The organism is Acinetobacter sp. RRD8, from assembly GCF_031844225.1.
In the GTDB taxonomy this organism is placed as follows: domain Bacteria; phylum Pseudomonadota; class Gammaproteobacteria; order Pseudomonadales; family Moraxellaceae; genus Acinetobacter.
This window is the reverse complement of sequence record NZ_JAUZUU010000001.1, coordinates 288,790-301,395: the sequence shown is the minus strand read 5'-3', so window position 1 is coordinate 301,395 and position 12,606 is coordinate 288,790. Positions and strand designations below refer to the sequence as shown.

The 12,606-nt window shown below is 43.2% G+C and carries 13 protein-coding genes; 4 read left to right on the top strand and 9 right to left on the bottom strand.

The genetic code is table 11. The features are described 5' to 3' along the window. Positions 1-5: 5 nt before the first annotated feature. The 7 genes from mnmA to Q9R24_RS01485 all read right to left on the bottom strand — a co-directional run bounded on the left by mnmA (position 6) and on the right by Q9R24_RS01485 (position 5,150). On the bottom strand, positions 6-1,145 hold the full coding sequence (gene mnmA / locus Q9R24_RS01515; RefSeq protein WP_004279725.1) for a tRNA 2-thiouridine(34) synthase MnmA: 1,140 nt from the start codon (positions 1,143-1,145) through the stop codon (positions 6-8). A 4-nt stretch (positions 1,146-1,149) separates the two neighbouring features. Beyond that, positions 1,150-1,635 carry an NUDIX hydrolase gene (locus Q9R24_RS01510; protein ID WP_004279727.1) on the bottom strand — a complete coding sequence of 162 codons (486 nt, stop codon included), beginning with the start codon at positions 1,633-1,635 and terminating at the stop codon, positions 1,150-1,152. Between the two features lie 41 nt (positions 1,636-1,676). Continuing rightward, positions 1,677-2,249 (bottom strand): hypothetical protein, encoded by a 573-nt coding sequence (locus Q9R24_RS01505; protein WP_311203562.1) that lies wholly within the window; start codon positions 2,247-2,249, stop codon positions 1,677-1,679. Positions 2,250-2,317: 68 nt separating this feature from the next. Next, positions 2,318-2,848: a gamma carbonic anhydrase family protein gene (locus Q9R24_RS01500; protein ID WP_044112895.1), complete on the bottom strand. Its 531-nt coding sequence runs from the start codon at positions 2,846-2,848 to the stop codon at positions 2,318-2,320. A gap of 111 nt (positions 2,849-2,959) precedes the next feature. After that, a complete protein-coding gene (dacC, locus tag Q9R24_RS01495; RefSeq protein ID WP_005096478.1) occupies positions 2,960-4,108 on the bottom strand; it encodes a D-alanyl-D-alanine carboxypeptidase PBP5/6 in 1,149 nt (382 codons plus the stop codon). Between the two features lie 128 nt (positions 4,109-4,236). Beyond that, positions 4,237-4,617: an MCR_0457 family protein gene (locus Q9R24_RS01490; protein ID WP_311203561.1), complete on the bottom strand. Its 381-nt coding sequence runs from the start codon at positions 4,615-4,617 to the stop codon at positions 4,237-4,239. A gap of 161 nt (positions 4,618-4,778) precedes the next feature. After that, positions 4,779-5,150 (bottom strand): MCR_0457 family protein, encoded by a 372-nt coding sequence (locus tag Q9R24_RS01485; protein ID WP_004279733.1) that lies wholly within the window; start codon positions 5,148-5,150, stop codon positions 4,779-4,781. A gap of 111 nt (positions 5,151-5,261) precedes the next feature. On the opposite strand from Q9R24_RS01485, the gene surE reads away from it, so the two are divergent. The 3 genes from surE to Q9R24_RS01470 all read left to right on the top strand — a co-directional run bounded on the left by surE (position 5,262) and on the right by Q9R24_RS01470 (position 7,996). Beyond that, positions 5,262-6,050, top strand: coding sequence for a 5'/3'-nucleotidase SurE (gene surE / locus Q9R24_RS01480; protein WP_311203560.1), 789 nt, complete (start codon positions 5,262-5,264; stop codon positions 6,048-6,050). 94 nt (positions 6,051-6,144) lie between these two features. Beyond that, positions 6,145-6,975: a peptidoglycan DD-metalloendopeptidase family protein gene (locus tag Q9R24_RS01475; protein ID WP_311203559.1), complete on the top strand. Its 831-nt coding sequence runs from the start codon at positions 6,145-6,147 to the stop codon at positions 6,973-6,975. A gap of 91 nt (positions 6,976-7,066) precedes the next feature. Beyond that, complete coding sequence (locus tag Q9R24_RS01470; protein WP_044112899.1) at positions 7,067-7,996, top strand: LysR family transcriptional regulator; 930 nt, start codon at positions 7,067-7,069, stop codon at positions 7,994-7,996. A 59-nt stretch (positions 7,997-8,055) separates the two neighbouring features. Here Q9R24_RS01470 and Q9R24_RS01465 read toward each other — a convergent pair whose 3' ends face one another. Beyond that, positions 8,056-9,267: an aspartate aminotransferase family protein gene (locus Q9R24_RS01465; RefSeq protein WP_311203558.1), complete on the bottom strand. Its 1,212-nt coding sequence runs from the start codon at positions 9,265-9,267 to the stop codon at positions 8,056-8,058. Between the two features lie 160 nt (positions 9,268-9,427). On the opposite strand from Q9R24_RS01465, the gene grxD reads away from it, so the two are divergent. Continuing rightward, positions 9,428-9,769 carry a Grx4 family monothiol glutaredoxin gene (grxD, locus tag Q9R24_RS01460; RefSeq protein ID WP_005104579.1) on the top strand — a complete coding sequence of 114 codons (342 nt, stop codon included), beginning with the start codon at positions 9,428-9,430 and terminating at the stop codon, positions 9,767-9,769. Between the two features lie 89 nt (positions 9,770-9,858). Here the strand turns inward: grxD and Q9R24_RS01455 are convergent, their stop codons facing one another. Further along, a complete protein-coding gene (locus tag Q9R24_RS01455; RefSeq protein ID WP_219309710.1) occupies positions 9,859-12,483 on the bottom strand; it encodes a Lon protease family protein in 2,625 nt (874 codons plus the stop codon). Positions 12,484-12,606 lie beyond the last annotated feature (123 nt).

Genomic DNA, 12,606 nt, shown 5'->3' with positions numbered 1-12,606 from the left:
CGAATTCATCCTTTTATAAAATCAGGTTTAGGTGCATTGGTATGATGAATCACACCACCCCCTAAACAAACTTCACCTGAATAGAACACCACGCTTTGACCCGGGGTCACTGCACGTTGAGGTTCATCAAACTCAACACGAACACCATTCGGTGATTCTGAATCTTGATACACAGTACATGCTTGATCAGTCTGACGGTAACGGGTTTTGGCCGTACAGCGGAAGCCTGTTTCAGGAATATCCTGCTCACCTGCGACCCAGTCAATCGCTTCACTCCAAAGTGTAGTACTTTGCATGAGTGGGTGTTCATGGCCTTGACCGACCACCAGACGATTGCCTTCGATATCTTTATGCAATACGAACCAGGCACCTTCAGCAACGCCTTTCATACCGCCAATACCAATACCACCGCGTTGACCGAGCGTATAGTACATTAAGCCGTGATGATCACCAACCTCTTTACCATCTTCCAGCACGATTTTTCCGGGTTGAGCAGGTAAATATTGCTTTAAAAAGTCATTAAAACGACGTTCACCAATAAAACAGATCCCAGTCGAGTCTTTTTTCTTGGCCGTAACCAGATCTAATTCTTCTGCAATTTTACGGACTTGTGGCTTTTCAATTTCACCAACAGGGAACAGGGTCTTATTAATTTCACGACCATGAACCGCATGCAGGAAATAAGTCTGGTCTTTGTTATTGTCCACACCACGCAATAAAGGTGCATATTCTTCACCACGTGAGTTGGTCATGGTTTCACCACGACGGCAATAATGACCCGTCGCAATAAAATCTGCACCCAGATTTACTGCGTGATCGAGAAAGGCACGAAATTTAATTTCTTTATTACATAAAATGTCTGGGTTTGGCGTACGGCCAGCTGCATATTCCGCCAGGAAATGTTCGAATACGCGATCCCAATATTCCATGGCAAAGTTTGCGGTATGCAGTTTAATGCCGATTTTGTCGCAAACGGCTTGTGCATCGGCAAGATCCTCCATCGCCGTGCAATATTCTGTGCCGTCATCTTCTTCCCAGTTTTTCATGAAAAGACCTTCAACCTGATAACCTTGTTGAAGTAAAAGGGCAGCAGAAACAGATGAATCTACACCACCTGACATACCGACGATGACACGTTGTTGCATAGGATTAGGCATCCAAATTTGAAATTAAGGGAGAATTTTGGTGCTCGTAAATGAGCGATAAAGGGTACTTTTGACCTGAAAGCGCATCTTGTACGGCTTTAATCACCAGTGGGCTACGCGCACGAGCAGATTCAAGCAATTCATCTAGCGTCATCCAGACTGCACCGATAATGTCAGCATCTAAAGCGGCATTTGGGTCGTAGTCAATGGATTTGGCTAAAAAGCAGAAACGAAAATAAGTACGATCCGGGAACATCGGTGGGGTATAGGTATAAATACCTAGCAGTGATTCAATACTCACTGTATGTCCGGTTTCTTCCATGGTTTCGCGAATGGCAGCTTCAATAATAGTTTCGCCACATTCGATATGACCCGCAGGCTGATTAAATACCGTGTGTGTCACACCTTCTGTATGTTCTTCTACAAACAGGAATTTTCCGTCTTTTTCAACGACAGTTGCGACAGTGACATGAGCAGTCCAAGCAGTCATAAAGCAGCACCATGGAAAAGGATGCACTATTGTATAAAATTTTAGGGTGTGTGGCTATGATGAAATTTTCCGAAAACTATAGTTTTAAACTTTCCTTCAAATTCATTGTTATGATTATATAGAAAGTCAATTTGACTTTCAGGAATTGGATGTTGGCATATTTCTAGACATGAGTAATATTTGATTGTATTCAGGGAAAGTTCACGTCTTTTTTGTCTAATTTCAACTTTATTTTCATCATAATGTGAAATAAGTGTTTCGAAGTTTTTTACGGGTACTTCTTGTATTTGTACATATAAGTTATTTAAATGTACTTCAAAATAATTTATATTTTCCTTGAGTATGACGGCAGCCTCTAAAGCATTTCTGAGATCATTTTTTTCGAGTTGAATGTTATATTGTACCTTCCAAGAAATAAAACCAATGATGGCAATTATAGGTGTTATTACATAAGCAGTGGTTGTAATAATTGTGTTAATTCCAGTCATACTGAAGCTACAAGATAAAGATTGTCCTTGACACACTGCTATGTACTGAAAAAATCCACATATGAATAAAATTATTATGTAGGTGAGTAGATAAAATCCCACATATTTTTCAATTTCTTTAAACATAAATATTCATATAGAGATAGATTTAATTTATTGTATCTAACGATCAAAAAATTTGGCAATTAAAACAGTTATTTATAATTCCCAGAAACTTTTACATAATTATGTGCAGAATACGGCAAGAACGCCATTTCTTTTTCAGTGAGCGGACGTGCTTTTTTTGCCGGGCTACCAACATAGAGCCAGCCACTTTCCAAAACTTTACCCGGTGGAACTAGCGTACCTGCACCAATCATCACATCATTCGGAATGATGACATCATCCAGAATAATGCTGTTAATCCCAATTAGTACACGATTACCAATCGTACAACCATGCAATGTCACATGATGGCCAATCGTGACATCTTCACCAATGATCAAAGGCGAACCATTCGGTTTATCGGCTTTTTTATGACTGACATGCAACATGGCATGATCCTGAACATTCGAATTTTTACCAATCCGGATTGAATTAACATCACCACGAATCACGGCAAAAGGCCAGACAGAAACATTTTCAGCCAAGACCACATCGCCGACCACGATTCCCATCGGATCGATATAACACGATTTATCAATTTCTGGAGTCGTGTCTAAATAAGAACGAATGTTTTGGCTCATGGTGATCTGCTCATTAAAAGTTTAAGGATCATGTGCATAGTATAAAATAAAAAGCACCCATCTGAATGAGTGCTTTGGTCTTAGTCCAAGACTGAAATGGTCTGTTTAGACTTAGAACAAGTTGCTAAAGAACTGTTTGATATGGTCGAGCATACGCGCGAAGAAACCCGCTTCTTCCACTGCATTCAAAGCCACAAGAGGTTTTTCTGAAATGACTTTACCATCCAGAGTCGCAACATATTTACCGACAACTTGCCCCGGTTGTAATGGTGCAGTCAGTTTCGGTTGAACCACCAGCTGGGTTTTAATCGCATTGGCCTGACCTTTAGGCATGGTCACATTAAAGTTTTCAGCAAGTCCGATTTGAACTTCATCTTCCTTACCGAACCAGACTTTGGCTTTAGCAAGTACCTGTTTAGCTGGTTGAACATTTTTGGTTTCGAAGTTCGCATAACCCCAAGCCAGCAATTCACGTGTCTGCGTTGCACGTTCCTGCATGGTGGGTGCACCAAAAATAACTGAAATCAAGCGAGTAGGGCCACGTTTAGACGAGGTGGTCAAGCAGTACCCCGCTTCATTGGTATGACCAGTTTTTAAGCCATCTACACTTGGGTCGGTATACAGCAGGGCATTACGGTTACCTTGCTTGATGCCATTAAAGGTAAATTCTTTTTCAGCATAAATCGGATAATACTTGGAACTGTCTTTAATGATGTGCTGTGCCAGCGTTGCCATATCTTTGGCAGTCGAATAATGACCTTCAGCAGGCATACCGGTTGAATTGATAAAGCTGGTATTGGTCATGCCAATACGTTTGGCTTCCTGATTCATCATATGTGCAAAGGTACCCTCGTTCCCTGCAATATGTTCAGCCATGGCTTTCGATGCATCATTCCCTGATTGAATAATAATCCCGCGAAGCATTTCAAGTGCAGTTGCCGTACCATTTAAAGGTACATACATACATGATTCCGCGCTACTGCCGCGACACCATGCTGACTCGTTCATGCGCACTTGTTCATCTTCAGTGAGTTCACCGCTCAATAGTTTTTGTTCGATGATGTAACTGGTCATCATCTTGGTCATTGAAGCAGGGGCTAATTTTTCATTTTCATTTTTTGAAGCGAGAAGTTGCCCTGTCTCGTAGTCCATTAGCACGTAGGATTTATTATTCAATTCTGGTGGTGCAGATAGGACAGTTGCTGCAAAGCTAAAACTAGGAACTAATAATAATGCAGCAAGGGCAGTTTTTTGGGTCATTTCTAGTGGGTTCCTATATCTTGATGTAAGCACGAAGAGCCTAGCATTTTAGGACAAAGCTAGGCTGACTTCTATGGGAAACCCGGTCTTATTTCAAAAGTATTGTAAGTTATCGGCAGAAAAGCAGCTTAATTGTTATAGGTGGTTAATTCATTACAAATCACCTGATTTTTTTTCTTGCCGGCTTTCTTGGCATCCGATTGTGCTTCGGCCAGAATATTGCGGAAATCGTTCTGTTTAGCCATCTGGTTTAAGCTTTCAACCGGATTACGCTGGCCCGGCATATACTCAGTCACCAGCTTGGTATAACCCTGATTAAACTGTGACTTGTCTTTGACCATGCTTGGACAGATTTCTGAAAGAACATAAATGGCTGCCAGTTCCTGTTTGGTCACTTCCTGAGTTGGGGTAACATTAATGTTTTCATCGGCTGCAAATGCAGAAGTTCCCAAAAGAGTGGCGGCAGAAATTGCGCAGAATGTTAAAGCTTGGAATATTGGATTTTTCATTGAAAACTCAAAAAATGGATTTAGAACAATAATTTGCTTAGCTTAAACTTATTTTTGAAATTGAAAAGTGGGAAAATGTAGCGAAGCTGTAGAATTATGAATAAATCTGTAAGAGAAAATAAGACGATGTTTACACCGTCTTATTTGAAAATTTAGCTGGCTTAGCCTTGGTAGTTCAGCATTTCTTCACAGACAGTTTTCTGCTCGTCTGAGCTGGTTTGCTTTGCACCCTGACGTGCTTCTTCAAGTAAAGATTTATATTCACTGTCTGCCTGTAGCTTTTGATAGCTCATGCCTTTATCTGAGTAGTCTGCAAGATAAGACTGGATCAATTGTTCAACGGTGCTGTTAAATTTTGGATTTTGACCAATGATTGCCGGGCAAACTTCAGCCATAACCTGTGCTGATGCAATATCTTCTTTTACAATGGTATTGTTTTCTTCAACAGTCAGATCGTTTGCCATGACTGAAGGGGAAATAAATGCTGCCAAGCTTAAAGTGAGAGCGCTAAATAAAGAGAATTTTTTAATCATCTTGAGCCACATATTATAAAGATGGATGTCGAGCAATAAATATATATAATTCCTGCACTAATACAATGAAATGTCCTAGTCAGTCATTTTTTAGCGTAACGAGATTTTTTAGTGAATATTTTAGTTTCAAATGATGATGGGGTGTTTGCACCCGGTATTCAGGCTTTGGCGCAAGCGCTAAAGCCTTTGGGGCGAGTGGTGATTGTGGCACCGGAAAGTGAACGCAGTGGCTTTTCTAGTGCCTTAACTTTGGACCGCCCTTTACGCCCAATCCAGATTTCTCCTGATGTCTGGGCGGTTAATGGGACGCCGGCAGATTGTGTTTACTTGGCCATGAACGGGCTGTTTGACTTTGAATTTGACCTGGTGGTTAGCGGGATAAATAGCGGCGCGAATCTGGGTGATGATGTATTGTATTCCGGTACGGTCGGTGCAGCCTTTGAAGGTCGTTTAAGTAAACATCCTGCGATTGCCGTATCACTCAGTGGACCGAATGTACGCAGCTATCAACAGCCTCAGGATTATCAGCTGGCCGCCGAATGGGTGCATGATTTTATTGTGCGTGGTTTGCCTGTTCTGCCTGAACGTCATATTTTTAATATCAATATTCCAGATGTAGCTGAGTTACAGGGTGAAAAAGTGACGTATCAAAGTCGCTGCCGTCAGTCTAAACCGGTGACGAGTCATGTAGACCCACGTGGTCGTCAGGTATTCTGGATTGGACTCTCAGGAGAAGCAGTCGCAGACCCTAAGCCAGGATTTAACGAAATTGATTCGGACTTCTCTGCGGTCGCCAATGGCTATGTCAGTATTACCCCGATTCAGATGGATGCTACCAATTATGAGAGTCTGCGGAATTTACAAACACAATTGGCAGAAAATGCGTCCTTAGTGTTATAACTTTGTGAAAAACTCGCGATTGCAAGTATATTGCCGTAAAACTTTGCTAATCTTAACGGAATTTTGCAACCGTATAGCATTAGAGAGGAAGATAATGTTCTTGGTGTTACCGAAATGTGTCGTAGCTTCGCCTGCAACCCTGATTAAAACCCTCGTTTTATCGACCGTTGTTATTTCTACAGGAGTAATTACCGGTTGTGCCACCAAACCCCAGGTGAATAATGCAACGCGTTATGCAACAGCTCCTGATTTCTATACGGTGCGTTCAGGAGATACATTGAGTGGGATTGCAGCACGTTATGGACTGAACTATATCAGTGTTGCCGAGATGAATGATATCAGTGCGCCGTACCGGATTTATGTCGGACAATCAATCCGCCTGAAAAGCAATACTGCGCGCCGTAGCACCAGTACTCAGGCTATGACTCAGGCAGCGCCAATCCAGCGTCAAACAATTGCAGTGCCTACACCGGCACCGGTGACACCAGCAACGACAGTACAAACCACACCACGCGTCAGTACATCTGCACCTGTAACGCCAGTATCTACTGCAGCAGGTCTACGTTGGGTAAAACCATCGAATGGCGCGATTCTCCAGCAATACAATTTAGCTTCTAATATTAAGGGCACCCGCTATAGTGGCAATGTCGGTGATCCGGTATTTGCAGCAGCAGACGGGCAGGTGGTGTATGCCGCTGATGGCCTGAAAGAATATGGCAATCTGGTGTTGGTGAAGCATATCAATGGCTATATCACCGCTTATGCACATAACAGTAAATTGAATGTGAAAAGTGGCCAAAATGTAACGGCTGGTCAAAAAATTGCAGAAATGGGATCGACCGGTACAAACCGTACCATGCTGGAGTTTCAGGTGCGCTTAGACGGCAAACCTATTAATCCTACTGCAGTTTTACCAAACAATTAAATAAATAATGCAAAGTGTAAATTTCGCCGTATAATACAATAAGTTGCTTTTATCAAATGATGAAGCACCTCATAAGTTTAGAGGGAAATTTATGTTAGATCAACTTCGAGCAATGGGTGTCTTTGCTTGCGTTGTGGAGAAAAACTCGTTTAGCGGTGCTGCCCGTGAATTAGGGATTACGACCAGCGCCGTCAGTCAACAAATTCGCTCGTTAGAACACGATATGGAAGTCGTACTTCTAAATCGTTCGACGAGAAAATTAAGTCTGACCGAAGCGGGACAAGCTTTTTTCCATAGCTGTCAAGAAATGTTATCTGCTGCTGAACGCGGTAAAGTCCGGATCAATGAATTACGTGATGATCTCGTGGGCGAGCTGCGTATCGTTTCTTTGCCAGAATTATGCGCGAATCATGTGATTCCTGCACTTTCTCATTGGATGGCTGCACATCGCGGCTTGGCAGTACATTTAGAAACAAACAATCATGAGGTTGATTTGTTGGATGGGCGGGTTGATATCGCCCTAAGATTTGAACAGAAAAATGATGAGCATAATCTTCAGGTTGTGCCATTGATGCAGATTGAGCAAATTCTGGTGGCGACACCGAGTTATATTAATCAAAGCACCATTATTTCGAGACCTGATGATCTTAAAAATCATGAGGTCTTACCTTTAACGCATCTTAAAAACCATCAGTATTATCATTTTCAACATGTGAATACTGCAGAAAAAGCCGAGTTTGAACTGAAATCCCGTTTCAGTACCAATAACGGTTTGGTTGCAAAATCGATGTGCTTGCAGGGCAATGGGATTGCCAAGGTTTTATATCTTGATGCTAAAAAGGATTTGCTTAACGGTACTTTAGTTGAAGTTCTGCCTGAATGGAGACTGCCACCGATTACACTGTATGCGGTTATTCCGAAACGTGAACAACAACCGACAAAAATTCTTCGTTGTCTTGATACCTTGAAACAATATTTTAGCCAGATCTCTGGCGGACGTATGTTACAAAACGCATCATAGAATGCAGAATAATAAAAAAGCCGCTTTAGAGCGGCTTTTTTAATTTTTAAGCTAGGGCTTTATGCTAAATAAGATTTGATCATTTTTACTAGACGTTCGATCAACTGGTCTGCCTGCTCCTGGGTAATATTCAGGGTAGGCAACAGACGAACGACATTGCCTGCGGTGACATTGATAATCATCTTGTATTCATCGCGTGCAATCGCAACCAGATCACCGCATTCTTTTGGTAATTCAATCCCGATCATCAGACCAAAACCACGTACGATGACATTTTGATCTGCCAGTTTGTTGCGTAGCTGGTCAACGATATAAGCACCTTTTTCAGCAGCATTCGCGACGATATTTTCTTTTTGCATAATATCGAGAATAGTATAGACCACACGCGAACCCAGTGCTGTACCGCTATAGGTAGAACCGTGATTTCCAGCAGTTAATACGCCGACACCACGACCTTGAGTCATCACTGCACCAATCGGGAAACCGTTTCCTAAGCCTTTGGCTGTGGTCAGTACATCCGGAATAATATTGGTGTGCTGGTAAGCAAAATATTTACCGGTACGGCCATTACCAGTTTGTACTTCGTCCAGCATCATCAGCCAGTTGTGCTGGTTACAGATTTGACGGATTTCTTCTAAATAGCTGAAACCTTGAGGTGCGGTATTCACACCGCCTTCACCCTGAATAGGCTCAATCAAAATCGCTACGATATCCGGATGATTGATTGCAGCTTCTTCAATTGCTTCGATATCACCAAAAGGTACACGAATAAAACCTTCAACCAGCGGGCCAAAACCTTCTTGCACTTTTTTATTGCCTGTAGCAGACAGGGTGGCCATGGTACGACCATGGAAAGACTGGTTAGCAACAATAATTTTTGGTGAAGCAATGCCTTGCATATGACCGAATTTACGTGCAATTTTGATAGCACCTTCATTGGATTCTGCACCACTGTTTGAGAAGAATACTTCTTCCATGCCTGCAACTTCAGCCAGTTTCTGTGCGGCAGCGGTTTGCCAAGGCACTTCAAACAGGTTGCTGGTATGAATCAGGGTCGCTGCCTGTTCAGCAATCGCTTCGGCAATAACTGGATGCGCGTGTCCCAAACCACATACGGCAATGCCGGTTAATGCATCTAAATACTCTGTACCATCTTCGGTATAAAGATATGCACCTCGTCCTCGGACAAAGCTGATCGGTTGACGGCCAAAAACAGGCATCAAATGAGACGGTTGATCAGTTTGTACCGGTGCGAGGGTAATATTATTCATGACTAACTCTTAACTGTTAGGTGGAAAGAAAAACTTATATAAGCAAAAACCCGCTCAGATTTAAAGGGTAATTGTAAATAAAATTGGAATTATTGCTTTAGACATACTGTTTTGCCTGGATTTGGGTATAATGCGAGACAGATGAGTTGAGGATTTATCAATGACTGAACAAGCACGCGATACCGAAGCGTTAATTCGTGACCAAATTGCAAAACACGCAGTACTTCTTTACATGAAAGGCACACCGCAATTTCCACAATGTGGTTTTTCTGCACGTGCAGTAGAAGCACTCAGTCAAATTGGTCGTCCGTTTGCTTATGTAAACATTCTGGAAAACCAGGACATTCGCGCGATGTTACCACAAATCGCCAACTGGCCGACATTTCCACAGCTTTGGATCAATGGTGAGTTGATCGGCGGTAGTGATATCATGCTCGACATGTTCCAAAAAGGTGAATTAAAGCCTTTAGTTGAACAGTACAGCCCGGCAGTTGATGCTTAATTTTGTATTAAATTAAGTCCAGATGTGAAAAAGCGCTTCATTGAGAAGCGCTTTTTTTGTCTCTATTTTTGCTTAGGTCAAGGTCAGAGTTAATCCTCTGTCGCTGCATCCGGCTGTTCAACTGTCGAAACATCAGCTTCAACTTCAGTTTGTGGCTCGACGATTTGCTTCTTGTCTTTCTTCTTCTTTTTTTTCTTTTTCTTCGGTACTTCGACCAGTTCGGCACCATCTTCAATCGCTTGCCAATAATCCAGCTGTGCCATCACTGCGGCATAGATTGAATTTTTGCTATAGCGACCTTTTTTATCCAAGGTACCGACAGGACGCGCCATCAGGATTTCCAGTGCCTGATCAATAGTATCAATCGCGTGAATATGGAACTGGCCTTCTTCCACAGCAATGGTGACATCTTTACGCAGCATTAGATGTTGCATATTTTGCCGTGGGATAATTACACCTTGTTTTCCGGTCAAGCCTTGTAACTTGCAAGCATCAAAGAAACCTTCAATTTTGGCATTCACACCGCCTACCGGCTGTACTTGACCCAGCTGGTTCATGGAACCGGTAATGGCCCAGGACTGATCAATCGGTAACTGACTGATGGCAGATAGCAAGGCAGAAAGTTCCGCGACTGTGGCGCTGTCACCATCGACCTGACCATAACTTTGTTCGAACGCTAGCGCAGCAGAGAAGTGCAAGGTCTGTTCACGGCCAAAATGTGCTTTCAGGAAAGACGACATCAGCAACACGCCCTTGGCATGTAAGGAGCCACCGAGTTCGACACTGCGTTCGATATCCAGAATATCACCGCCACCTTGGTAAACCGAAGCAGTCAGACGTGAAGGCAGACCAAACTCAACATCAGCATAATGAATGACGGACAGGGCATTGATTTGGCCCAGACGATGGCCGCGGGTTTCGATCAGTTGAGTACCACGAGTCAGATCTTGCCAATACAGTTCACGTAAATAGCCGAGACGATATTTACGGTGATCCAGTGCGGTGTTGATATGTTTTTCTGAAACCATCTTGTCACCGGCCTGGAAGGCATGATGATGTGCTTCACGGATCAGATCGCCCAGCGTCAGAGCATGTAATGACAATGAACTTTGATCTTCGGCTTGACGGCTGGAATCTGTGAGCAAGGCGGCTAAAGCAGAACGGTCAAAAGGCAATAATTTATCCGATTGCACATAGTCGGCAATCAGCTGCATATAAGCCTGCTCGTTATTGTCATTACGTTGTAATGTATCGGTGAAATCGGCACGGATTTTAAAGATGCTGCCTAGCTCTGGTTCAAGCTCTAAAATTTCATAATAGATTTCAGGCTCAGCCAGCAAGATGACCTTGATATTCAGGGGAATTGAGGCAGGTTCAATCGAAATACTGCCGGTTAGCGTGATCATATGCTCAAGCGAGGAAAGTTTTAAATGGCCCGATTTAAGCGCGCGCTTCAAGCCTTGCCATGCATACGGCTGTTCCAGCAATTGTTCCGCTTCCAGCATCAGGAAGCCGCCATTGGCCTTATGCAAAGTACCTGGACGAATCAAAGTAAAGTCCGTGGTAATCGTACCATTTTGGGTCAGTTGTTCTACATGACCCAGCAAGTTGTAATGCGTTGGAAAATCTTCAAAGATGACTGGTGCGCCACTGTTCGGTTTATGGGTAATAATCACATTCGCCTGATAACGTGCCGGAACGCGACTGAACAGCGCCGGAGTGAAGTCATCTTCTTCCTGTTCCAGCACAATTTCGACATTGTTGATAATGTCTTCGGCATAATACTTCAGATAATGTTCCAGACCTTCCACGTGTTTGAATTTCGCCAGAATCTGTTCGACTCGCGGTAAGACCACCTGCTTGGCGATATCGCGGTTCAGGATCTGTACGCGATCGCGTGCATCATCTTCCAGATCACCCAGATGCAAACCCAGACGTTCCAGTTTCTTGTCCATATAGCGCATGTTGGACGCCAGTTCGGCACGATCTTTGTTGCTTAAGGCATTCAGATCTTCCTGAGACATTTCCTGCAATTTGTCATCAATCAGATGCACAGGGACAAAACAGTGCTCATCATGTCGCGAGATCAGCTTCAGATCCAGTTCTGCGCCTTCTTTGGTCAGTTCGATCAGCGCCTGCTGCTGTTCATCACCGGTTTCCTGACGAATCATTTCAATGCGGTTGTGATAGGTTTCTGCAGTAAAACGGCGCTCAAGTTGCTTGAGGATCGTTTGCCAGCTTTGATTCAACATGGCTTGGAATTTTGGGCCCTGACCCGAGGGCAGTTCTAGTGCAATCGGCTGACGCTGGTTCTGAAAGTTATTGACGTACACCCAGTCATTCGGGGTTTCCATAGTTTTGGCGTGCTGTTGCAGCAAACGCTTCACCATGGTGCGTTTACCGAGACCTGCGGTACCGACAGCAAAAATGTTATAGCCGGAATAAGGCAGGGCAATCCCGGCCTCAACTGAGGCGCGTGCGCGATCTTGGCCCAAAAAGTTATTCAGGGGCTTGATCCGTTTGGTTGACGCAGGAATTTTTTCTAAGTTTGGAATGTGCGTCAGCTGGGTGGATGTTAACCGGGTATGGTCCAGAGTATTTTTAATTTCGCTTTGTTCAAATGCAGAGATAAGTAAATCTGAGCGGATCTTTTGTGGAGTTGTGCTGGTGTTGCTGGCAATAGAAGAATTAATTTGATCGAGTCTCTGGGTCACTGTTGAAAATCCAAAACGAAATATTACGTTGATGAGAGTTAAGGTATACAGATTTACTTGAAAAATTCAAGCCAACATGTCGCTTTTGCCAGAAAATAAAAAACCGGAAATGTGATAAATATA